22 protein-coding genes are annotated in these 22,795 nt (G+C 64.4%); 10 read left to right on the forward strand and 12 right to left on the reverse strand.

Going from position 1 to position 22,795, the window contains the following annotated elements; all coding sequences use genetic code 11:
- Positions 1-28: 28 nt before the first annotated feature.
- Positions 29-811, forward strand: coding sequence for a class I SAM-dependent methyltransferase (locus F6X62_RS14760; protein ID WP_153773980.1), 783 nt, complete (start codon positions 29-31; stop codon positions 809-811).
- 366 nt (positions 812-1,177) lie between these two features.
- On the opposite strand, the gene F6X62_RS14765 is transcribed toward F6X62_RS14760, so the two are convergent.
- Positions 1,178-1,825 carry a TetR/AcrR family transcriptional regulator gene (locus F6X62_RS14765; RefSeq protein WP_112897584.1) on the reverse strand — a complete coding sequence of 216 codons (648 nt, stop codon included), beginning with the start codon at positions 1,823-1,825 and terminating at the stop codon, positions 1,178-1,180.
- A 182-nt stretch (positions 1,826-2,007) separates the two neighbouring features.
- Here F6X62_RS14765 and F6X62_RS14770 point away from each other — a divergent pair, with 182 nt between their 5' ends.
- Both F6X62_RS14770 and F6X62_RS14775 read left to right on the forward strand, forming a co-directional pair.
- Positions 2,008-3,108: an efflux RND transporter periplasmic adaptor subunit gene (locus F6X62_RS14770; RefSeq protein WP_125930600.1), complete on the forward strand. Its 1,101-nt coding sequence runs from the start codon at positions 2,008-2,010 to the stop codon at positions 3,106-3,108.
- A gap of 6 nt (positions 3,109-3,114) precedes the next feature.
- On the forward strand, positions 3,115-6,183 hold the full coding sequence (locus F6X62_RS14775) for an efflux RND transporter permease subunit (RefSeq protein ID WP_153773981.1): 3,069 nt from the start codon (positions 3,115-3,117) through the stop codon (positions 6,181-6,183).
- Between the two features lie 9 nt (positions 6,184-6,192).
- On the opposite strand, the gene F6X62_RS14780 is transcribed toward F6X62_RS14775, so the two are convergent.
- Positions 6,193-6,885: a pseudouridine synthase gene (locus tag F6X62_RS14780; protein WP_151925346.1), complete on the reverse strand. Its 693-nt coding sequence runs from the start codon at positions 6,883-6,885 to the stop codon at positions 6,193-6,195.
- 10 nt (positions 6,886-6,895) lie between these two features.
- Positions 6,896-7,117 (reverse strand): cysteine-rich CWC family protein, encoded by a 222-nt coding sequence (locus F6X62_RS14785; RefSeq protein WP_153773982.1) that lies wholly within the window; start codon positions 7,115-7,117, stop codon positions 6,896-6,898.
- Between the two features lie 234 nt (positions 7,118-7,351).
- On the opposite strand from F6X62_RS14785, the gene F6X62_RS14790 reads away from it, so the two are divergent.
- Positions 7,352-7,765 carry a hypothetical protein gene (locus F6X62_RS14790; protein WP_153773983.1) on the forward strand — a complete coding sequence of 138 codons (414 nt, stop codon included), beginning with the start codon at positions 7,352-7,354 and terminating at the stop codon, positions 7,763-7,765.
- Between the two features lie 2 nt (positions 7,766-7,767).
- Here F6X62_RS14790 and F6X62_RS14795 read toward each other — a convergent pair whose 3' ends face one another.
- A complete protein-coding gene (locus tag F6X62_RS14795) occupies positions 7,768-8,874 on the reverse strand; it encodes an enoyl-CoA hydratase/isomerase family protein (protein WP_153773984.1) in 1,107 nt (368 codons plus the stop codon).
- A 129-nt stretch (positions 8,875-9,003) separates the two neighbouring features.
- On the opposite strand from F6X62_RS14795, the gene ung reads away from it, so the two are divergent.
- Complete coding sequence (gene ung, locus F6X62_RS14800) at positions 9,004-9,696, forward strand: uracil-DNA glycosylase (RefSeq protein ID WP_054891851.1); 693 nt, start codon at positions 9,004-9,006, stop codon at positions 9,694-9,696.
- Positions 9,697-9,780: 84 nt separating this feature from the next.
- On the opposite strand, the gene F6X62_RS14805 is transcribed toward ung, so the two are convergent.
- From F6X62_RS14805 to F6X62_RS14825, 5 genes are all read right to left on the reverse strand, one after another.
- Complete coding sequence (locus tag F6X62_RS14805) at positions 9,781-10,812, reverse strand: AbrB family transcriptional regulator (protein WP_153773985.1); 1,032 nt, start codon at positions 10,810-10,812, stop codon at positions 9,781-9,783.
- A complete protein-coding gene (locus F6X62_RS14810; protein WP_054891849.1) occupies positions 10,805-12,319 on the reverse strand; it encodes a tripartite tricarboxylate transporter permease in 1,515 nt (504 codons plus the stop codon). Before F6X62_RS14810 ends, F6X62_RS14805 begins: the two co-directional genes overlap by 8 nt.
- 3 nt (positions 12,320-12,322) lie before the next feature.
- Entirely contained in the window at positions 12,323-12,781 is a 459-nt protein-coding gene (locus F6X62_RS14815; RefSeq protein ID WP_153773986.1) for a tripartite tricarboxylate transporter TctB family protein, read from the reverse strand.
- 138 nt (positions 12,782-12,919) lie between these two features.
- On the reverse strand, positions 12,920-13,900 hold the full coding sequence (locus F6X62_RS14820; protein WP_153773987.1) for a tripartite tricarboxylate transporter substrate binding protein: 981 nt from the start codon (positions 13,898-13,900) through the stop codon (positions 12,920-12,922).
- A 31-nt stretch (positions 13,901-13,931) separates the two neighbouring features.
- Positions 13,932-15,206: an OprD family porin gene (locus F6X62_RS14825; RefSeq protein ID WP_153773988.1), complete on the reverse strand. Its 1,275-nt coding sequence runs from the start codon at positions 15,204-15,206 to the stop codon at positions 13,932-13,934.
- Positions 15,207-15,407: 201 nt separating this feature from the next.
- Between F6X62_RS14825 and F6X62_RS14830 the strand changes: the two genes are divergently transcribed.
- A complete protein-coding gene (locus tag F6X62_RS14830) occupies positions 15,408-16,079 on the forward strand; it encodes a response regulator (protein ID WP_054891845.1) in 672 nt (223 codons plus the stop codon).
- Complete coding sequence (locus F6X62_RS14835) at positions 16,072-17,451, forward strand: sensor histidine kinase (protein ID WP_054891844.1); 1,380 nt, start codon at positions 16,072-16,074, stop codon at positions 17,449-17,451. The genes F6X62_RS14830 and F6X62_RS14835 overlap by 8 nt, the downstream gene beginning before the upstream one ends.
- Before the next feature lie 18 nt (positions 17,452-17,469).
- Here the strand turns inward: F6X62_RS14835 and F6X62_RS14840 are convergent, their stop codons facing one another.
- Together F6X62_RS14840 and F6X62_RS14845 are read right to left on the reverse strand one after the other, a co-directional pair.
- Complete coding sequence (locus F6X62_RS14840) at positions 17,470-18,276, reverse strand: HDOD domain-containing protein (RefSeq protein ID WP_054891843.1); 807 nt, start codon at positions 18,274-18,276, stop codon at positions 17,470-17,472.
- Between the two features lie 55 nt (positions 18,277-18,331).
- Positions 18,332-19,273: a folate-binding protein YgfZ gene (locus F6X62_RS14845; RefSeq protein ID WP_153773989.1), complete on the reverse strand. Its 942-nt coding sequence runs from the start codon at positions 19,271-19,273 to the stop codon at positions 18,332-18,334.
- 135 nt (positions 19,274-19,408) lie between these two features.
- Here F6X62_RS14845 and F6X62_RS14850 point away from each other — a divergent pair, with 135 nt between their 5' ends.
- Positions 19,409-19,663, forward strand: a complete 255-nt coding sequence (locus tag F6X62_RS14850) for a succinate dehydrogenase assembly factor 2 (RefSeq protein WP_054891841.1) — start codon at positions 19,409-19,411, stop codon at positions 19,661-19,663.
- Positions 19,647-20,102 carry a protein YgfX gene (locus F6X62_RS25440; protein ID WP_256674041.1) on the forward strand — a complete coding sequence of 152 codons (456 nt, stop codon included), beginning with the start codon at positions 19,647-19,649 and terminating at the stop codon, positions 20,100-20,102. The genes F6X62_RS14850 and F6X62_RS25440 overlap by 17 nt, the downstream gene beginning before the upstream one ends.
- A gap of 61 nt (positions 20,103-20,163) precedes the next feature.
- Here F6X62_RS25440 and nadB read toward each other — a convergent pair whose 3' ends face one another.
- Positions 20,164-21,768: an L-aspartate oxidase gene (gene nadB, locus F6X62_RS14855; protein WP_153773990.1), complete on the reverse strand. Its 1,605-nt coding sequence runs from the start codon at positions 21,766-21,768 to the stop codon at positions 20,164-20,166.
- Between the two features lie 434 nt (positions 21,769-22,202).
- Here nadB and rpoE point away from each other — a divergent pair, with 434 nt between their 5' ends.
- Positions 22,203-22,784, forward strand: a complete 582-nt coding sequence (gene rpoE / locus F6X62_RS14860) for an RNA polymerase sigma factor RpoE (protein WP_003252049.1) — start codon at positions 22,203-22,205, stop codon at positions 22,782-22,784.
- Positions 22,785-22,795: the final 11 nt, after the last annotated feature.

Below are 22,795 nucleotides of genomic sequence, written 5' to 3' on the forward strand. Positions count from 1 at the left end.
TCATTAATTTTTTCGAGTGCGGGATCGGATGGCAGAGCAAGAGCAGGGCACAGGTATCAGGGTCGAGGCGCTGTCGGCGTCGTTCCAGGCGCAGGCACAGGAATGGTCGCAGCGTCTGGGCCTGCCGCAGGTGGATGACGCGGCGGAGTTCGCTGTGCAAATCGGTGCTGATGGTCTGCAGATCCAGCAATTGGGCCCGCAGGCTCCCGGTCCGGTCCGGGTGGATTTCGTCGAAGGGCAGGCGGCGCATCGGCGTCTGTTCGGCGGCGGCAATGGACAGATGATCGCAAAGGCGGTCGGTATTGCCCAAGGCGTTCGCCCCCAGGTGCTCGATGCCACTGCGGGCCTGGGCAAGGATGCCTTCGTGCTGGCGAGTCTGGGCTGCCAGATGACCCTGATCGAACGTCAGCCGTTGATTGCTGCGTTGCTCGAGGATGGCCTGGCGCGTGGGCGCCTGGATGCCGAAGTGGCGCCGATCGTCGAGCGCATGCGCCTGCTGACCGGTAACGCCATCGAGCGCATGCGCGATTGGCAGGGCGAGGCGCCGCAGGTGATCTACCTTGACCCGATGTTCCCGCATCGTGACAAGAGCGCGCTGGTGAAGAAGGAAATGCGCGTGTTCCGCCCGCTGGTGGGCGACGACCTGGATGCTCCTGCACTGCTGGAGGCGGCGCTGGCGCTGGCCAGCCACCGGGTGGTGGTCAAGCGCCCGCGCAAGGCGCCGATCATCGACGGGCCAAAGCCGAGCCATAGCCTGGAAGGCAAGTCCAGCCGCTATGATATCTATCCGAAGAAGGCGTTGAAGGCTTAGGGTAAGCCAGCTTTTGAGCATGGCTTTCCAAGGTGTTTGCAATGTGATTGCGTGAGGGCTGACAGGTGCTTGCCTGAAGTTTTTCAGCGCCTATGAGATCGAGCGCCGCCCGCGCGGCGCTTCGCGGGCAAGTCGGAGCGCCGAACCGCCGCCTCCACATTTGTTTCGGGCCAATGAATCCTGTGGCATTTTCGCGCGACCCCTTTGGCGCACGGCGCAATATCGAGTCGTACACACCAAGCGGTCGCGCGCCTGCGGCACAGGCATAACTGGCCCGAAACAAATGTAGGAGCGGGCTTGCCCGCGAAGCGCCGCGCGGGCGGCGCTCGATCTTGTAGGCGCTAAAAAGCTTTCGACTAGCGCCTGTTAGCCTCTACGCAAACCTTGAATGCCATACGCCCGCATGAACACCCCGACCACCTCGCGCACATGCTGCTCGGCTTCCTCTCCGGCCAGCGGCGGTGCGCAGCCCAGCAGCAGGCGGTAATCGGCAGCGCCCTTGATCAGGCAGAAGAAATGCTCGGCGGCGCGCAACGGATTCTCGATCCGCAGCAACCCACGCTCGTCGACACAGCGCAGCAACGCCTCCATCTCGGCCAGCACCCGCTTGGGCCCCGCCTCGTAGAAGAACTGCCCAAGCCCCGGGTCCTGGCTGCCCAGGGCCATGATCAGGCGCGTGAGCTTGACCGACTCGTCGCTGCTGATCAGTGCCTGGAAGCCTCGGGCGATGTTGAGCAGCACCTCTTCGATCGGCACCCCCTCGGGCAGCTCGAAGATCAGGTCGGGCAGCTGCGTCTGGCAGGTGGCCATGACTGCCGAGCCGAACAGGGTCTGCTTGTCGTTGAAGTGGCTATAGACCGTGAGTTTTGAAACACCTGCCGCCGCAGCGACCGCATCCATGCTGGTGTTGGCATAGCCAAGGCTGAGGAACAGCGACTTGGCGGCTTCGAGGATGGCCTCGCGCTTGGCGAGATCCTTGGGCCGGCCAGGGCCTGTGGGTGCGTCGATGGGCATTGGAATCCGTGTCTGTCTGATGAAGCGCTCATATTACCGGGTCGCGCGGCTCGCGGCTGCTACGCACGTCGCGGCGCAAATACATTTTTCTCTCATGCACCTGCTTCCCGGAGTCGTTTCGCTGACTTAATATACCCGCCAGTATAATTATTCGATGCGTCCTCTGCGAAAGGTCTTCCATCATGTTGCGTCGTGCGTCGCCCCTCGTCCTGCCCCTTGCCTGCCTTCTGCTGCTCACTGCCTGCGGCCAGGAGGCTGCTGCACCCGCGGCCCCGCGTCCGGCACTGGTGATCCAGCCCCAGCCCACCGGCGCCTCGGCCGACAGCTATCCGGGCGAAGTACGCGCCAGGTTCGAGCCGGAACTGGCGTTCCGTATTGGTGGCAAGGTCAGCAAGCGCCTGGTCGAGGAAGGGCAGCGGGTCAAGGCCGACCAACCACTGGCCGAGCTCGATCCACAGGATGTGCGCCTGCAGTTGGAGGCCAACCGCGCGCAGATGGCGGCCGCCGAAGCGAACCTGTCGCTGGTGCGGGCCGAACGCGACCGTTACCAGAAGCTGCTCGACCGGCAGATGGTCAGCCATTCCCAGTTCGACAATGCCGAGAACCTCTACCGTGCAGGTCTTGCCCGCCTCAAGCAGGCCAAGGCCGAATTCGACGTGGCCGGCAACCAGGCGGAATATGCGGTGCTGCGGGCGCCGCAGAACGGAGTGATCGCCAAGCGCCAGGTCGAGGTCGGCCAGGTGGTTGCGGCGGGGCAGACAGTGTTCACCCTGGCCGCCGATGGCGAACGTGAGGTGGCCATCGGCCTGCCCGAACAACAGTTCGCGCGTTTCTCGGTAGGGCAGGCGGTCAGTGTCGAACTGTGGTCGCACCCCGAGCAACGCTTCGAGGGACGCATCCGCGAGCTGTCGCCGGCGGCTGATCCACGCTCGCGCACCTTCGCTGCGCGAATCGCTTTCACATCGACGCAAGCCCCGGCAGAGCTGGGCCAGAGCGCCAAGGTGTACATCGCCCATGCCGAACACTCGCCGCTGTCGGTGCCGCTGTCGGCGGTGACTGCCGAGCAGGGCCAGGCTTATGTCTGGCGGGTTGGCAAGGACAATCGGCTGGAGCGTGCGCCCGTGCGTCTCGGCCCTTATGGCGCAGACAGCGTGCCGGTGCTCGAAGGGCTGGGCGCCAACGATTGGGTGGTCGCCGCAGGTGGCCACGTGCTGCGCGAAGGCCAGGAGGTACGGCCGGTCGATCGCAGCAACCGTGTGGTGAACCTGGCGACCAAGGAGTAAGTCCCGATGGGTTTCAACCTTTCCGCCTGGGCGCTGCGCAATCGCCAGATCGTACTGTTCCTGATGATCCTGTTGGCGGCCATTGGCGCCATGTCCTACACCAAGCTGGGGCAGAGTGAAGATCCGCCCTTTACCTTCAAGGCCATGGTCGTGCGTACGCTGTGGCCTGGTGCCACCGCCGAAGAGGTATCCCGACAGGTCACCGAGCGCATCGAAAAGAAGCTGATGGAGACCGGCGAGTACGACAAGATCGTCTCGTTCTCCCGTCCGGGTGAGTCCCAGGTCACGTTCATGGCCCGCGACTCGATGCATTCGAACGAAATTCCCGAGCTGTGGTACCAGATCCGCAAGAAGGTCGCGGACATTCGTCACACCTTGCCACCGGAGGTGCAGGGGCCGTTCTTCAACGACGAGTTCGGCACCACCTTCGGCAATATCTACGCCCTGAGCGGGGCAGGCTTCGACTATGCGGTGCTCAAGGATTATGCCGACCGCATCCAGATCCAGCTGCAGCGGGTCAAGGATGTGGGCAAGGTCGAGCTGATCGGCTTGCAGGACGAGAAGATCTGGATCGAGCTGTCCAACACCAAGCTGGCGACCCTTGGGGTGCCGCTGGCGGCGGTGCAGCAGGCGTTGCGCGAGCAGAATGCGGTGAGCACTGCGGGCTTCTTCGAAACGCCCAGTGAGCGCTTGCAACTGCGGGTCAGCGGGCGCTTCGACAGCGTCGAGCAGATTCGCCAGTTCCCCATCCGTGTGGGCGACCGAACCTTCCGCATCGGCGATGTCGCCGAAGTCCATCGCGGCTTCAACGACCCACCTGCGCCACGTATGCGCTTCATGGGCGAGGATGCCATCGGCCTTGCCGTGTCGATGAAGGACGGCGGTGACATCCTGGTACTGGGCAAGGCGCTGGAAGCCGAGTTCGCCCGCCTGGCGCACAACCTGCCAGCGGGCATGGAACTGCGCAAGGTGTCCGATCAGCCGGCAGCGGTCAAGGCTGGGGTCGGCGAGTTCATCCAGGTGCTGGTCGAGGCACTGGTCATCGTGTTGCTGGTGAGCTTCTTCTCGCTGGGGGTGCGCACGGGGTTGGTGGTGGCGCTGGCGATCCCGCTGGTGCTGGCGATGACCTTCGCCGCGATGCACTACTTCGGCATCGGCTTGCACAAGATTTCGCTGGGGGCGCTGGTACTGGCCCTGGGGTTGCTTGTGGACGATGCGATCATTGCGGTCGAGATGATGGCGATCAAGATGGAGCAGGGCTACGACCGGCTCAAGGCGGCGAGCTATGCCTGGTCGAGTACCGCCTTCCCGATGCTGACCGGCACGCTGATCACCGCTGCGGGCTTTCTGCCGATCGCCACGGCCGCGTCGAGCACCGGCGAGTACACCCGGTCGATCTTCCAGGTGGTGACCATTGCTTTGCTGACCTCGTGGGTCGCGGCGGTATTGTTCGTCCCCTACCTGGGCGACCGCCTGCTGCCGGACCTGGCCAAGCGCCATGCGGCGCGTCACGGCAATGGTGAGCATACGCCCGACCCTTATGCCACGCCGTTCTACCAGCGTGTGCGCAAGGTGGTGGAGTGGTGCGTGCGCCGTCGCAAGACCGTGATCGTGCTGACCATTGCCGCTTTCATCGGCAGCATCGTGCTGTTCCGCTTCGTGCCCCAGCAGTTCTTCCCTGCGTCGGCGCGGCCTGAGCTGATGATCGACCTGAAGCTCGCCGAAGGGGCTTCGCTGGCCAATACCGCCGAGCAGGTCAAGCGCCTGGAGGCCTTACTCAAGCAGCAGGACGGTATCGACAACTACGTGGCCTACGTCGGCACCGGCTCACCGCGTTATTACCTGCCGCTGGATCAGCAACTGCCGGCGGCGAGCTTCGCCCAGTTCGTGGTGCTGGCCAAGTCGCTCAAAGACCGCGAAGCCCTGCGCAGCTGGGCCATTACCACCCTTGAGCAGGAATTCCCGCAATTGCGCTCGCGGGTCACGCGCCTTGAGAACGGTCCGCCCGTGGGTTACCCGGTGCAGTTCCGGGTCACTGGTGAGCACATCGAGAAAGTACGCGCCCTGGCCCGCGAGGTGGCGGCCAAGGTGCGCGAGAACCCGCATGTGGTCAACGTGCACCTGGACTGGGAGGAGCCGAGCAAGGCGGTGTTCCTGGCGATCGACCAGGACCGTGCCCGCGCGTTGGGGGTGAGTACCTCGCACCTGTCCAGTTTCCTGCAGAGCTCGTTGACAGGTACTACGGTCAGCCAGTACCGCGAGGACAACGAACTGATCGAGATCCTCCTGCGCGGCACCCGCGAGGAGCGCAGCGACATGGGTAGCCTGGGCAGCCTGGCGCTGCCGACCGACAACGGCCAGAGCGTGGCGTTGTCGCAGGTGGCGACGCTGGAGTACGGCTTCGAAGAGGGCGTGATCTGGCACCGCAATCGCCTGCCGACGGTGACCGTGCGTGCCGACATCTACGACAAGGAACAGCCGGACAGCCTGGTCAAGCAGATCCTGCCGACCCTGCAGCAGGTGCGCGAGCGGTTGCCCGACGGCTACCTGCTGGAAGTCGGCGGCACGGTGGAGGATGCCCAGCGCGGTCAACGCTCGGTGAACGCGGGCATGCCGCTGTTCATCGTGGTGGTACTGAGCCTGCTGATGATCCAGCTGCGCAGTTTCTCGCGCACGGTGATGGTGTTCCTCACCGCGCCGTTGGGGCTGATTGGTGTGACCCTGTTCCTGCTGGTGTTCCGCCAGCCGTTCGGCTTCGTGGCGATGCTTGGCACCATCGCGCTGGCAGGGATGATCATGCGTAACTCGGTGATCCTGGTGGACCAGATCGAGCAGGACATCGCCGCTGGGCTGGACCGTTGGCAGGCGATCATCGAGGCCACGGTGCGGCGCTTCCGGCCCATCGTGCTGACCGCCCTGGCGGCGGTTCTGGCGATGATCCCGCTGTCGCGCAGCGTGTTCTACGGGCCGATGGCGGTGGCGATCATGGGTGGTCTGATCGTGGCCACGGCCCTGACGCTGTTGTTCCTGCCGGCGCTGTATGCGGCGTGGTTCAGGGTGAGGAAGAACGCCTGAGGCCGACCTTCAGACCGCCGCGATTTCCTCGGCGGTCAGCGTCCTGAACGCACCTGGCGCCAGGGCCGGGTCCAGATGGATCGGCCCCATGCTTTCGCGGTGCAGGCCGATCACCTTGTTGTCGAAGTGGCCGAACATGCGCTTGACCTGGTGATAGCGCCCTTCGACGATCGCCAGCCGCGCGCTGCGTGGGCCCAGAATGTCGAGTTGGGCGGGCAGGGTGGTGAGGTCTTCGAAGGCGAAGTAGAAGCCTTGGCGGAATTTGTCGATGTAGTGCGCGCCGATTTCGTCCTCAGTCTCGACCAGATAGATCTTCGCCTGCTTGGTGCGTGGTTGGGTCAGGCGGCGTGACCATTGGCCGTCATTGGTCAGGATCATCAGGCCGGTGGTGTTGTAGTCCAGGCGCCCGGCAATGTGCAGGTCGTCACGCAGTTCGGGCGGCAGCAGGTCGAGTACGGTGGGGTGCTGCGGGTCGCGTGTGGCGCTGACGCAACCGGCGGGCTTGTGCAGCATCAGGTAGCGTGCTGGGCGCCCGGCCTGCAGCAACTGCTCATCGACCTCGACTCGGCTGAATTCACGCACCTCATGGCGCGGATCGATCACCGGCTGCGCGTCGACCCGCACACGGCGCTGCACCAGCAGCACGCGCACCTGCTGGCGATTGTACTGGGGGAAGTTGGCGAGAAATCGATCGAGGCGCATCGTACAAGTCTTAGAGAGGCTGCCGCTGGTCGGCTGCCTTGAGCTGTTCGTCGACTGCTGCACAGCGAGGGCACAGACAGGCTTTGTTACGCAGTTCGTCGGGAAGCGCTTCTAGCACAGCGGAGTCGATGCTGACGCTGAAACACCAGCAGGCCTGGGTGGCACTGCGCGGGTCGGCCAGGGCGCACTGGTTGGCGGCGCCGCAGGCGGGGCAGCGCTGGCTGTCGTTCATGGGGGCTTCCGGGTATTCGAGGTAGATCTGCACGGAGGCGCGCAGTATATCCGCTCACAGCTCTTGTCGCGCCTCTGTCCATTTGTATTTCCAGATCGTTCTGTCTGTTTCAATTTGTTGCGCAAATGGCACCGGACCTCGGGCGCACTGTCTTACTCAGTGTCGATCAACGTGTTGCGATCGACGTCCGCCAGCGCCGCTGTGCCGGGCAATCCAGCGGTCCAGGAGGCCGCCATGTACCCTCGAATCCTGTTGGTCGTTCTGCTTGGCCTGATGACCAGTGCCTGCGCCCCATACTACGGGGGCGGGGGCTATTACCGCAGCGAGTACTACACCGCTGACCGCTACGCCTACCCGGGTTACTACTATCGTCAGGACCGTTACTACGTCGCGCCCCAGCCTCGGTATTACTACCAGACGGCACCGCGTTACTACCGTCCAGCGCCGGCGCCTTACTACCGGCCCTACACGCCACCGGTGGTGAACCAGTGGCATGGCAATCCGCGTTATGACTACGGCAACCGCCAGCGCTATGACTATGGGCGTGACCGCGATCGCCAGGACTATCGTGGTGGTGGGCGGGATGATCGCTGGCATTCCAATGGGCAAAGGGACCGGGGGCGCGGGGATCGCAACTGGCAGCGATAGGATCAGCCCAGATCTGCCAGCGGGTGTCGCCCCTCCCAGACTTTAGCGAAATGCGCGTCGACCACCGCCGCTGGCACCTTGCCGATATCCGGCCAGTGCCAGCGCGGTTGGTTGTCTTTGTCGAGCAAGCGAGCACGCACCCCTTCGCTGAATTCCGGATGCCGACAGCAGTTCAGGCTCATGGCGTATTCCATCTGGAACACCTGGGCCAGCGACAGATGACGGGCGCGGTGAAGCTGTTCCCAGACCAGATGCCCCGTGAGCGGGCAGCCTTCATGCAAGCGCTCGCCCGCCTTGGCCAGGAGTGGATCGGCGTGTTGTCTCAAGCCGCACACGGCCCGCCAGGCGGCTACCGGGTCAGCGATATCGAGCAGCGCATCGATCACGGCGCGGCGGGGCAGCCACTGCGCCTCGGGAAGTTCGCCCCAGGCGCGATGCTGCTCGGCCCTGAGCAGGCTGTTCAGTTGCAAGTCGGTCTGTTCCTGCCAGTTCAGTTGCAGCAGTTCCTCAATCAGCGCCGCCTGCTGCTGCTCGCCGAGGAAGCGGTCCGCCAACCCCAGGTCAAGGGCGTCACGGGCATTGATCGGCGCACCTGTCAGCGCCAGAAACAGGCCAAGCTTGCCCGGCAGGCGGCTGAGGAACCAACTGGCACCGACATCCGGATACAGACCGATGCTCACCTCCGGCATCGCCAGGCGGCTGCTGGGGGTGACGATGCGTACATTGGCACCCTGCAACAGGCCCATGCCGCCGCCCAGCACATGACCGTGGCCCCAGCACAATAGCGGCTTGGGGTAGGTGTGCAGCAGATAGTCGAGGCGGTATTCGGCGGCGAAGAAGGTTGCCGCCAGCGGCGGCACGCTGCCGGGATGCTCGCGACAGGCCTGTACCAGCGCCCGGACATCGCCGCCTGCGCAGAAGGCCTTTTCGCCATCGCCGCGCAGCAGCACGCAGACGACGCCCGGATCGCGCGCCCATTCGCGCAGGTGCGAATCGAGCATCTCGATCATCGGCAGGGTCAGGGCGTTCAGGGTCTTGGCGGCATCCAGGGTGGCGATGCCGATACGGGCGCCATCGGCGCCGGTGAGTACCTCGCAATGAATGGACATGGACAACCTCGCGCAAGTCGTCGCACAAGTATGGCTTGCCTGGCCGATCGTGCTTGTCACCGGTCGGAGCGATTGACAAGCCGGGGCGGCTTTCCTAGTGTCGCGCCCACTCTGATTCAGGATGGCGCCATGACCGACGACGATCGCATCAAGCTCGAACCTAGCTGGAAGGCCGCATTGCGTGCCGAGTTCGACAAGCCCTACATGCAGCAGCTGCGCGAATTCCTGCGCCAGGAATATGCCGCGGGCAAGGAGATCTATCCACCTGGGCCGCTGATCTTCAACGCCCTCAACACCACGCCGCTGGACAAGGTGAAGGTGGTGATCCTCGGCCAGGACCCTTACCACGGCCCCGGCCAGGCCCATGGTCTGTGCTTCTCGGTGCAGCCGGGCGTGCCGACGCCGCCTTCGCTGGTGAACATCTACAAGGAGCTGCAGCGCGACCTGAACCTGCCGATCCCCAATCACGGCTACCTGCAGAGCTGGGCCGAGCAGGGGGTGTTGCTGCTCAACACCACCATGACGGTCGAGCGTGCCAATGCTGCGTCGCATGCCAAGAAGGGCTGGGAGTTCTTCACCGACCGCATCATCGAGCTGGTCAGCGAGCAGTGCGAGAACGTGGTGTTCCTGCTGTGGGGTTCCCATGCGCAGAGCAAGCAGAAGCTGATCGACGGGACCAAGCATCTGGTGCTCAAGTCGGTGCATCCGTCGCCCTTGTCGGCGTATCGCGGATTTTTGGGTTGCGGGCATTTCAGCCGGACCAACGGCTTCCTGCAGCAGCGCGGATTGGAGCCCATCAACTGGGCGGTGCCGCCGTTGTAAGGGCTTGCGGTCGGGTTGGTCTCTTCGCGGGCAAGCCTGCCCTCAGCCAGTGGGAGCGGGCTTGCCCGCGAAGAGACCGACCGCTCAATCGCCCTGGCGCACCCAATACCTGAACATCGGCTCTGCCAGAAACAGCACGAACAGCAGCCGCATCACCTGCAATGCCGTCACCAGCGGCACCGACAGTTGCAGGGTCTCCGCCGTCAGGCTCATCTCGGCAATCCCCCCCGGCATCATCCCCAATGTCAGCGAACGCAGGTCCAGGTGGCTGAACAGGCTCAGCACCCAGGCCGCTCCGCCTGCGATCAGCATGCACAGGGCCGTCGCCACCAGGGTGCGCCCCAGGAATGCCGGCGCACGGCGGAAGAACGCGCGGTTGAAGTGACAGGCCAGGCCACTGCCGATCAGCCACTGGCCGATCTGGCTGGCGCCGTTGGGCAGGCCGATCTGCAGGTTGTTTGCCAGGCTGATGCTGGCGGCCACCAACAGTGGCCCGAACAACCAGGGGTTGGGCTGGCGCAGGCGTTGCCAGAGCAGCGCCATGCCGATGCTCAGCGGCGCGATCAGCGCCAGCCAGCCCCAACTGACGCTGCCGGCATGGTTCAGCGCCACGCCATCGCCCAGCAGCAGCTTGAACAGCGCCGGTACGCACAGCACCACCGCCAGCACGCGCAGGCTCTGCGCTGCCGCTACCTGGCTGAGTACCGCACCGTTGCGCGCGCCCAGGTTGACCATTTCCCCCGAGCCGCCAGGCATGCTGGCAAAGAATGCCGTGGCACGGTCCTCACCGGAGCGGCGCAGCAGCCACACGCCGACGCCGCTGGAGACCGTGGTCAGCAGCGCGCCGAAGAAGATCAAGCCGAAATGGCTGGCAACCTGTTCGATCACTTCCGGGGTGAAGTGCAGGCCGATACCGATACCGATGACCCACTGCCCGCATTTGCGGCCGTTGGGGATCTCCGACAGCTGCCAGGGGGTGAGGCAGCGTACTGCGATGATCGCCAGCAGCGAGCCGACCATCCACGGCAAAGGCCAGCCGACCTTGCTGGCGATGAAACCGCCAGCAAGTCCGACCAGCCCGGTGGCCCAGAACAGCGGCAACGACCGATCAGGCATCAGCCATGGCCCGGCGCTGCAGGCTGCGGCGGCGCCAGATGCGCAGCAGCGGGAGGGCCAGCATGCAGAACACCAGTGCCCACACGCTCATGCTGATCGGGCTCGACCAGAGGATGCCCAGCTCGCCGTTGGAGATCGACAGCGCACGGCGCAGGTTCTGCTCCATCAGCCCGCCGAGGATGAAGCCCAGCAGGATCGGCGACAGCGGGAAGTCGAGCTTGCGCAGGATGTAGCCCATGATGCCGATGCCAACCATCAGGAACAGGTCGAAGGTGGTGGCGTGCACGGCATAGACGCCGATCGCGGTGATGATCGCGATCACCGGCACCAGCGCCCAGTTCGGCACGGCAAGGATGCGGGTGAAGATGCGGATCATCGGGATGTTCAGGATCACCAGCATGATGTTGGCGATGAACAGCGAGGCGATCAGGCCCCACACGATGTCAGGCTGCTGTTCGAACAGCAGTGGGCCGGGGGTGATGTTGTACAGGGTCAGTGCACCGATCATCACGGCGGTGGTGCCCGAACCTGGTACGCCCAGGGTCAGCATTGGCACCAGGGCGCCGCAGCAGGATGCACCGATGGCGGTTTCCGGGGCGGCGAGGCCACGGGCATCGCCCTTGCCGAACTTGCCGCTGGTCCCGGCGATACGCTTCTCGGTCATGTACGCCACGGCGCTGGCCAGGGTGGCACCGGCACCGGGCAGCACGCCCATGAAGAAGCCGAGCAGGCCGCAGCGAATGTTGACGACGAAGACCGAGGCCGCTTCCTTGAGGTTGAACAACATGCGCCCGGTGGCCTTGACGGCCTGGTGGCCATGGTGGGTCTTTTCCAGCAGCAGGAGAATCTCGCTGATGGAGAACAGGCCCAGTACCAGCACGACGAACTGGATACCGTCGGCCAGGTGCACGCTGTCACCGGTGAAGCGGTACACGCCGCTGTTGGCGTCGATGCCGACGGCGGACAGGAACAGGCCGATCAGCGCGGCGATGAAGGTCTTCAGTGGCTTGTCGCCGGCCATGCCGCCGAGGGCGACGATGGCGAACACCATCAACACGAAGTACTCCGCCGGTCCGAAGGCGATCGCCCATTTCGCCAGCAGCGGGGCAAACAGCACCATGCCGCAGGTAGCGATGAAGGCACCGATGAACGAGCTCCAGGCCGACAGTGACAGGGCGACACCGGCCAGGCCCTGGCGGGCCATCGGGTAGCCATCGAGGGTGGTCATCACGGTCGAGGCTTCGCCCGGGATGTTCAGCAGGATCGAACTGATCCGGCCGCCGTACTCGCAGCCCAGATACACCGCGGCCAGCAGGATCAGCGCCGACTCCGGCGGCAGGCCGAGGGCGAAGGCGATGGGGATCAGCAGCGCCACACCGTTGATCGGGCCCAGGCCTGGCAACAGGCCGACGACGGTGCCGATCAAGGTGCCGCTCAGGGCAGTGACGAGGTTGTAGGGGCTCAGGGCGACGCCGAAGCCCTGGCCGAGGTAGCTCAAGGTATCCATGTGTCAGTTCTCCAGTACGTCGAGCAGGCCGAGAGGCAGGGGGACGTCCATCACCCGGTCGAACAGCCAGTAGAGGAAGATGCTCATGCCCACCACCACCATGGCGCTGTGCAGCCAGCGGCCGCCATACAGGCGGGCCATGGGCAGGCCGGTGAGGACGGCGCTGAGGATGAAGCCCAGCGACTCGAAGGTGGCGGCGAAGACGATCAGCAGGCCGATGCAGGCGGCGATCTTGGTGAGGGTCTCGCGGTCCAGGGGAATTTCATCGTCCTTGTGCACGATGGGCGTCGGACGAATCGCCAGATACAAAAGGCCCAGGCTCATCAGGCCGAGCATCAGCAGCGGGTAGGCACGCGGCCCTACCGGCTCATAGGAAAACGCCGCCTGGTACGGCCAGGCCATGACGGCCAGGGCGGCGCAGACTGCCAGCAGGACCAGGGCGAAGATGCGTTGCAGGATCATGAAGGAATCCTCGATAGAAGCGGCTTTCATGCTTCCCTGTGGGAGCGGGCTTGCCCGCGAATGGAACAGACCAGGCAACGATGCTGCTGCGACTGGCGAATTCGCGGGCAAGCCCGCTCCCACAGAGATCGCAGGGGCTTACTGAATCAGGCCGAATTCCTTGGCCAGGGTCTTGTAGTCGGCGACCTGCTTCTTCACGTAGCCATCGAGCTCTTCACCGGTCATGGCGAACGGGAACAGCTCGCGCTGGTCACGCAGCTTGGCGAAGTCTTCCGAGGCCAGCAGCTTGTCGAACGACTCCTTCCACCAGGCGTAGTCTTCGTCGCTCACCTTCGGGCCGAGGTAGAAGCCGCGCACCACCGGCCAGACGATGTCGTAGCCCTGCTCCTTGGCGGTCGGGATGTTCTTCATTTCAGGTTCGTCCAGGCGATTTTCCGAGAACACCGCGAGGATGCGCATGCTGCCGCTCTGGATGTGTGGCATGGAGTCGGAAATGTCGGTCGAACCCACCTGGATATGGCCGCCGAGCAGCGCGGTGGCGATTTCGCCGCCGCCTTCCAGGGCCACGTAACGCAGGTCGCGCGGGTTGATGCCGGCAGCCTTGGCGATCAGCGCGGTCTGCATCCAGTCCTGGCTACCCACGGTGCCGCCGGAACCGATCACCACCTTGCTCGGGTCCTTTTTCAATGCCGCAACCAGGTCATCGAGGGTCTTGTAGGGCGAGTCGCTTTTCACTGCGATGGCGCCATAGCTGGTGCCGACGGCGGCCAGCCATTTCACCGCGTTCTCGTCGAAACGGCCGAACTTGCCCTGGGCCAGGTTCAGCAGCGAGCCACTGGACCAGGCGACCAGCGTGCCACCGTCGGCCGGACGCTGGGCCACCACGGCGTTGTAGGCCACGGCGCCAACACCGCCTGGCATGTAGGTGACGCGCATGGGCTTGCTGAGGATCTTCTCCTCGACCAGTGCGCTCTGCACCAGTTTGCAGGTCAGGTCGAAACCACCGCCGGGCGAGGCCGGGGCGATGCATTCCGGGCGTTTCGGTTCGGCGGCCAGGGCGTTGCCTGCCAGCAGCAGGCAGCCGGTGGCAAGGACGAGTCGGCGTAGTGAAAGGTTCATCGTCTATCTCCGTGAGCGTTGTTGTTATGGGTTACCACAGGGCCACGCTGTAGCTGACCAGCAGGCGTACTTCATCGGCGTCGCGGGCGAAGTTGGAACGGAAGGTGGCGTTGCGCAGGCGCACTGCGACGTTCTTCAGCGGACCGCTCTGCACCACATACTTGAACTCGGTGTTGCGTTCCCACTCCTTGCCTTCGCTGCCATCGGCGCGGCTGACGTTGTCGCCGTTGATGTAGCGGGTCATGAAGGTCAGGCCGGGGATGCCCAGGGAGGCAAAGTTGTAGTCGTAGCGGACCTGCCAGGAGCGCTCGTCGGCGCCGGCGAAGTCGTTGATCTGGACGAAGTTGACCAGGTACGGGTCGGCGCCGTCGACATAGGGGAAGGCGCTGTCGCCAGACAGGTGCTGGTAGGCGGCGCTGAACTTGTGGCCGCTGAGCGCGTAGCTGAGCATGCCGTTGACCGTGGTGTTGTCGATCTTGCCGGCCAGGGCCTTGCCCTGTTCGTCGCTCTTCGAGAGGCGCAGGTCGGCGCCGAAGGTGCCGGGGCCCCAGGGCTGGGTGGCGACCATGCCGACGAAATGCTGGCGGTAGATGTCGTCGAGCTGGGCGAAGTGGTAGCTGCCGGTGATGCGGTCGGTGAACTTGTAGTCCAGGCCGCCCAGGTCGAAGTGATCGGCGCGGAACGTACCACCGAAGCGGCCGTTCTTGTTGTTCAGCGCCAGGTCTTCCCAGTTGGTGTCGTCACGGTCCTTGGCCTTTTCCAGGCGCCCGCCGGTGAAGGTCAGGTTCTTGATCTCGCGGGAGGTGAGCACGCCGCCTTCGAAGGTCTGCGGCAGGATGCGCCCGTCGTTGGGCTGCAGCGTCGGCAGTTCCGGGATCAGGGTGCCGACCTTGAGTTCGGTCTGGGAGATCTTGACCTTGCCGGTCAGGCCGAGCTTGGAGTACTCGTTGGCCGCCTTGCCGTCGTCGTGGGTCGGCAGCAGGCCGGTGCCTGTACGGTCCTTGCTGGAGTCGAGCTTGATGCCGAGCATGCCCAGGGCGTCGAGGCCGAAGCCCACGGTGCCGTCGGTATAGCCGGATTCGAAGTTGAGCATGAAGCCCTGGGCCCATTCGTCGCGCTTGGATTGCTGCGAGCTGGTGCCATCGCGGAAGTCGCGATTGAAGTACATGTTGCGGGTTTCGAAGGTGGCCGTACTGTCTTCGAAGAAGGCGGCCTGGCTCATCGGGGCGATGCCGGCAAGGGCAATGGCGCTGGCGAGCGTGGAGGGGCGGGCGCAAAGGGACCGGCTGGGCTGCATTGACAGCATCGTCGTCTGACTCCGTTTTATTGTTCTTATTCGTTGCACCTTGCTGGTGCTTTTTTCGGCGCGTGGAGCGACCGTGGTGCGATGCTAGGTGGCGAACCTTTCGCTAACCTTTCAGCGCGAAAGGTTTGTCACAAGGGCTTCACAGTCCCCACGACGGCGTTACACTCCGCGCCACCGCCCAACCCGAGCAGGGAGAATCCGATGCGTGTGCTGCTGGTCGAAGACCATCTGCCGTTGGCTGAAAGCGTGGCCCAGGCCCTCAAGAGCCAGGGCTTGACCGTGGATGTGCTGCATGACGGCGTCGCCGCCGACCTGGCCCTGGCCAGCGAGGACTATGCTGTCGCCGTGCTGGATGTCGGCCTGCCGCGCATGGACGGCTTCGAGGTGCTGGCGCGCCTGCGCTCGCGGGGCAAGACCCTGCCGGTGCTGATGCTCACCGCGCGCAGCGACGTCAAGGACCGCGTGCACGGCCTGAACCTTGGGGCCGACGACTACCTGGCCAAGCCTTTCGAGCTCACCGAGCTTGAGGCGCGGGTCAAGGCCCTGCTGCGCCGTAGCGTGCTCGGTGGCGAACGTCAGCAGCGTTGCGGGCCCCTGGTGTACGACCTGGACACGCGGCGCTTTGCGCTGGGTGACGAGCCGCTGACCTTGACCTCGCGGGAACAGAGCGTGCTCGAGGCGCTGATCGCCCGTCCCGGGCGGGTGATGAGCAAGGAGCAATTGGCCGCCCAGGTGTTTGGCCTGGACGAAGAAGCCAGCCCCGATGCCATCGAGATCTACATCCATCGTCTGCGCAAGAAGCTCGATGGCCATCCGGTGGCCATCGTCACCTTCCGCGGTCTGGGCTACCTGCTCGAGCATCGTGATGCGTGACAACGGCAGCCTGCGCGCGCGCCTGCTCGGCAACCTGGCGCTGTTGCTCGTGGTGCTGATGTTGGCCAGTGGCCTGAGCGCATACTGGAATGGCCGCGAGGCCGCCGACACCGCCTATGACCGCACGCTGCTGGCCTCGGCGCGGACCATTGCCGCCGGCCTTTCCCAGCGTGATGGCACGCTCAGCGCCGATGTGCCCTACGTCGCGCTGGACACCTTTGCCTACGACAGCGCCGGACGCATCTACTACCAGGTGCTGGATATCCACCAGAAGTTGATTTCCGGTTACGAGAAGCTGCCGCCGCCGCCGCCTGGCACGCCGCGCACCGACGACTATCCGGCGCTGGCGCGCTTCTACAACGCCACCTACCTGGGGCAGGACGTGCGCGTGGTGAGCCTGCTCAAGGCTGTCAGCGAGCCGAACATGAACGGCATGGCCGAGATCCGCGTGGCCGAGACCGAAGAGGCGCGGGTGAGCATGGCGCGTGGGCTGATGGCCGATACCTTGCTGCGCCTGGGCATGCTTGCGCTGGGTGCGCTGGTGATGGTGTGGTTTGCAGTCAGTGCTGCGCTGCGTCCGCTGGAGCGCCTGCGCACGGCGGTGGAAGCCCGTCAGCCCGACGACCTGAGGGCCCTGCCGGTGGTGCAGGTACAGCATGAGCTGGGGCCGCTGGTGCGGGCCTTGAACCATTTCACCGAGCGGCTGCGTGGGCAGTTCGAGCGCCAGGCGCAGTTCATCGCCGATGCCGCCCACGAGTTGCGCACACCGCTGGCGGCGCTCAAGGCGCGGGTGGAGTTGGGCTTGCGCTCGCGGGAGCCCGAGGAGTGGCGCCAGACCTTGGAGTCCGCGGCCCAGGGTACTGATCGCCTTACCCACCTGGCCAACCAGCTGCTGTCGCTGGCCCGGGTGGAAAATGGCGCGCGGGCGATCGCCGAAGGCGGTGCAAAGCGCCTGGACCTCAGCCAGCTGGCCCGCGAACTGGGCATGGCGATGGCACCGCTGGCCCATGCCCGTGGTGTTGCCCTGGCGCTGGAAGCCGAGGCGCCGGTGTGGCTCAAGGGAGAACCGACCTTGCTCAACGAGCTGCTCAGCAACCTGGTGGACAATGCACTGGCCCATACGCCGATGGGCGGCAACGTGATTCTGCGGGTGCTGGCCCCCGCCGTACTGGAGGTCGAGGACGATGGCCCGGGGATTCCACTGGATGATCGCGAGCGTGTGTTCGAGCGCTTCTACCGGCGCAGTGCCCAGGGCAGTGGGCTGGGGTTGGCGATCGTCGGCGAAATTTGTCGTGCGCATCTGGCGCAGATCAGCCTGCATGATGGCGACAACGGCGGTTTGAAGGTGCGGGTGAGTTTCATCGCGGATTGACCGCCGCACCCGCGGCATTCAGCGCAACATGTCCCGCGCCTCGACCAGTTCCATCAGGTCCAGCTCCTTGCCCTCCGGCAGGCGCAGCAGCTTATAGGCGGGGAGGCTGGTCAAGGGCTGGCCGCGCCCGCGCAGGCTGAGCGAACGGGCGATCTGGACGATGCCGATGTAGTCGATCTTGTCGGTCTCGCGCTCCAGGTTCTGGACCTGGCTGGGCAGGTTGACCAGTTGCTCTGGAAACTCCCAGGCGCTGAGGATCTTGTCGCCCAGCACCGGTTGAATCTGCTCGATGACATAGTGCAGGCACACGGGGTCGGACAGCAGCTCGTTGTGCTCTTCGGCGTAGATCAGCACCGGCAGGGCGCCGATCTGGTGCACGAGCCCACCCAGGGTGGCCTGATCGGGTTTGAGGTGGGTGTAGCGCCTGCATATTTCGTAACTGATGCCCGCTACTTCCAGGCTGTTTTCCCAGATATCGCGCAACTTGTGCTCCACCGCCGCCGAGCGGGCATGGAAGATCTGTTCGATCACCAGGCCGATGGCCAGGTTGCAGCTGTAGTTGACGCCCAGGCGCGTGATCGCGGTGTGCAGGTCGGTGACCTCCACCAGTGCGCGCAGCAGCGGGCTGTTGACCACCTTGATCAGGCGCGCCGAGAGCGCGGCATCGCGACCGATCACGCGGCTCAAGGCGGCCACGCTGATTTCGCTGTCTTCGGCGGCTTCGCGGATGCTCAGGGCAACCTCTGGCAGCGTGGGCAGGACCAGGTCGTCGTTGTCGATGGCAGCGAGCAACTGCGCTTGAACCATCTCGGCCAGCTTGTTCATGGACTTCTCTACCGCAGTGATGGGGCTGCCCCGCCGCAGCGGCGGGGCGGGCTGGTCAGCGCTGGATTTCCCGGTCGCGGTCCAGTTCGTAAGGCAGGTCCAGCAGGGTCAGGCGTGGCCCTTCGAGGCTGCCCAGGTGCAGGTTGTCATCTTCCACCGAGTCGGCGCTGAGCACTGCCAGCAGTTCGACACCTTGCTCGGCGGGTGCCGCGATGACTACCTCGCCGACAGACGAGCCGTGGGTGGGCGAGAAGATTTCTGCGCCTGGTGCGGGCGCTTCGTCCACGGGCAGCGAGAGGCGATACTGGCGACGCTTGAGCTTGCCCAGGTACTGCATGCGCGCGACGATTTCCTGGCCGGTATAGCAGCCCTTCTTGAAGCTCACACCGTCGACGGCCTGCAGGTTGATCATCTGCGGGATGAACAGTTCACGGGTCGGGCCCATGACCTGGCCGATGCCGGCGCGGATCTGGCCCAGCAGCCAGGCATCCAGGGTGCCTTCGGGCAGCGCGGCGGCGAGGGTCTCGCGCACGTTGGCGGATTGTTCGGCGGGCACCCACAATTCGACGCGAGCGGGCGAGACGGCGATGGCCAAAAGCCCTTCATGACGCACCGTGGCGCCGGCTGCCTGCGGTGTTTCAAGCCCCAGCGCCTGCAGCGCGGCATCGCCCTGCTGCAAGCCGAAGCGCACCCAGGCGGTACTTTCGTCGGTCAGCGTGGCCTTGGAAAAGACCGCGTACTTCTTCAGGTCCGCCAGTTGCGCCTCGAGCAGTTCGCTGGCCATGGCAAGGAGGTAGCCATTGCCCTCGGGCAGGATGCGGAAGCTGGATTGCATGCGGCCTTTGACCATGCAGCGCGCGCCGAGACTGGCGTGCTGCAGATTCAGGTAGTCGAGGTTGCAGGTCAGCTGGCCTTGCAGGAATTTTCCGGCGTCGGAGCCGCGGACAGCGAGGATGCCCTCGTGGGACAGGGGACAGAAGAAAGCGGAGTCGGCCATGGGTCATCGCGGTAGCTATAAAGACTGGCGGCCATCATAGAACGCCAGTAACAAAATAGGTAGGTGACTAGACCAATGCCTCGTGCCGCTGCGGTTGCAGCGCGGTATACTGCGCGACCATTCGAGGAGGGCCCCATGGTCGAACAAACTGAACTCAACCGGCTTTTCTGGCACAGCCGCCGCGGCATGCTGGAGCTGGACGTGCTGCTCGTCCCCTTCACTCAAGAGGTCTACCCGAACCTGAGCGAAGCGGATCGCGAACTGTACCGCCGCCTGTTGACCTGCGAGGACCAGGACATGTTCGGCTGGTTCATGGAGCGTAACGAATCCGAAGACCCTGAGCTGCAGCGCATGGTCCGCATCATCCTGGACCGTGTCCAGCCCAAGTGAGTGCTTCGAGTGCCGTTGGCAAGGCTCGCGCCTGCTGCTGACGGCCTATCTTTGCGGGCAGGCGCTGGCGCTCGCCACCCTGTGGTCAGTCGAGTTGCCCTGGTGGTTGGCAGCTTGTGCACTGATTGGCTGCCTCGCCCATGCCTGTTGGGTGATTCCCCGCCGTATCCTTCTGACTCATCCCGATGCCGTGACTGGCTTGCGCCGTGATGCGCGTGGCTGGCAGGCGTTCAGCTGTGCCTGTGGCTGGGAGCGGATAAGGTTGTGTCGTGACAGCGTCGCTCTGCCGCGGATAGTGGTGTTGCGCTTCGTGCGCGACGGGCGGCGGGTTGCCCAGAGTCAGTGCATTCCAAGGGATACGCTGACGGCGGATGAACACCGGCGGCTTCGTGTGCGCTTGAAGTTCAGCCGGCGCCGGTGGGTGATGGCGCCAGAGTGAGGTGAGAGTTGCCGACCTCCTCGCGGGCAAGTCGCCAAAGGCGAAAAGGTCGGCGCCAGGCTCAGGTCGGGCTGAGTACCGTATCCCTGGCCTCATCCAGCATCCCCGGATAATCCAGGGTGTAGTGCAGCCCACGGCTTTCCTTGCGCTGCATCGCCGAGCGAATCATCAGCTCGGCCACCTGCGCCAGGTTGCGCAGCTCGATCAGGTCGCGGCTGACCTTGTAGTTGCTGTAGAACTCGTCGATTTCGTCGAGCAGCAGACGCACCCGGTGCTCGGCGCGCTGCAGGCGCTTGCTGGTGCGCACGATGCCCACGTAGTCCCACATGAATCGCCGCAGTTCGTCCCAGTTGTGCGCGATGATCACGTCCTCATCCGAATCGGTGACCTGGCTGGCATCCCAACAAGGCAGGGCCTGCGATCTGCTGACTTCGTCCAGGTGCGCCTCGATGTCCGCTGCCGCCGCACGTCCGTAGACGAAGCACTCCAGCAGCGAGTTGCTGGCCATGCGGTTGGCCCCGTGCAGGCCGGTGAAACTGGTTTCGCCGATGGCATACAGGCCCGGCACGTCGGTGTGCCCGCGCTCATCGACCATCACGCCGCCGCACGTGTAGTGGGCCGCCGGTACCACGGGGATTGGCTGGCGCGTGATGTCGATGCCGAAGGTCAGGCAGCGTTCGTAGACCGTGGGGAAGTGGCTCTTGATGAACTCGACAGGTTTGTGGGTGATATCCAGGTACACGCAGTCCACGCCCAGGCGCTTCATTTCATGGTCGATGGCGCGGGCGACGATATCCCGTGGCGCCAACTCTTCACGTGGGTCGAAGCGCGGCATGAAACGCTCGCCGTTGGGCAGGCGCAGCAGTGCGCCTTCGCCGCGCAGGGCCTCGGTGATCAGGAAGCTCTTGGCTTGCGGGTGGTACAGGCAGGTGGGGTGGAACTGGTTGAACTCAAGATTCGCCACCCGACAGCCAGCGCGCCAGGCCATGGCAATGCCATCACCGCAGGCGCCGTCGGGGTTGCTGGTGTAGAGATAGACCTTGGCTGCACCGCCAGTCGCCAATACCGTGAAGCGCGCGCCGAAGGTGTCTACCTCGCCGCTGTTGCGGTCGAGCACGTAGGCGCCCAGGCAGCGGTCGCCGGGCAGGCCCAGGCGCCGCTCGGTGATCAGGTCCACGGCCACACGCTGTTCGAGCAGGTCGATGTTCGGGCGCTGGCGTGCCTGTTCCAGAAGGGTGGTGAATATCGCGGCGCCCGTGGCATCGGCGGCATGGATGATGCGGCGGTGGCTGTGACCGCCTTCACGGGTGAGGTGGAACTCGAAGCCGCCGTCGTCGACGCCGTGGTGTTCGTCGCGCGTGAAAGGCACGCCCTGCTCGATCAGCCACTCGATGGCTTCGCGGCTGTGCTCGACGGTGAAGCGCACGGCGTCTTCATGGCACAGGCCTGCGCCTGCATTGAGCGTGTCCTCGACGTGCGACTGCACCGTGTCGGTGTCGTCCAGTACTGCGGCGACACCTCCCTGGGCCCAGAAGGTAGAGCCATTGGCGAGGTCGCCCTTGCTCAGCACGGCAACGCGCAGGTGGCTGGGAAGGTTCAGTGCCAGGCTGAGACCGGCGGCGCCACTGCCGATCACCAGGACATCATGTTGGAATTGTTGGCTCATGTCGGGACACTAGTAACTAGGGAAGGGGAGCGGCACAATAGGCATGCGTATATGGCATTGTGAAACTATTGGAAAAGTGCCGGGATGCCTTTATAGCAGCCCCCGGCGTCGGATTTCCAATGGCGGTTGCGCGGGCGCGGCGACTTTGTGGGAACTTTCCAGCACCCCTGCAAATCTCAAGAAGGCTGCCCGTCTGCCACGATTGCCGAGGCGACGCAGGACAGCAGCTCTACCCGGGCTGAAACCTGTGTATTCGAAACACCGATTATCGACGCAGCCGGCTGCGACCGCGCTGTGTCTTTTTCGTGCGAGCCGACCAGAGGCCGCAGGAAACTTGCTTGGAGGGGAGAACTTTTGCGCAAAGCCCGAGTCTATGGTTGCAAGCCTGAACGATGGCTGTCGCAACGCTCCTTTGAGTTCACTGAGGAGTGTTCATGCTAACCCAGGAAGAGGATCAGCAGCTTGTCGAGCGCGTGCAGCGCGGTGACAGGCGAGCGTTCGATCTGTTGGTGCTGAAGTATCAGCACAAGATTCTCGGGTTGATCGTGCGTTTTGTACACGACACCCATGAAGCGCAGGACGTGGCACAGGAAGCGTTCATCAAGGCCTATCGTGCGCTTGGCAACTTCCGCGGTGACAGTGCGTTCTACACGTGGCTGTACCGCATCGCCATCAACACGGCGAAGAATTACCTGGTGTCCCGTGGAAGACGGCCGCCAGACAGCGATGTGAGCTCCGAGGATGCGGAGTTCTACGACGGCGATCATGGTCTCAAGGATCTCGAGTCCCCAGAGCGCTCGTTGTTGCGGGATGAAATCGAAGGCACTGTCCATCGCACCATCCAGCAACTGCCCGAAGACCTGCGCACAGCACTGACCCTGCGCGAGTTCGACGGACTGAGTTACGAAGACATTGCGAGTGTCATGCAATGTCCAGTGGGTACCGTGCGCTCTCGAATCTTCCGCGCTCGGGAGGCCATAGACAAAGCCCTGCAACCCCTGTTGCAGGAAACCTGAGACAGCGGCGA

Origin of the sequence: Pseudomonas sp. MNR3A (genome assembly GCF_009650575.1) — a bacterium.
Lineage (GTDB): Bacteria > Pseudomonadota > Gammaproteobacteria > Pseudomonadales > Pseudomonadaceae > Aquipseudomonas > Aquipseudomonas machongensis.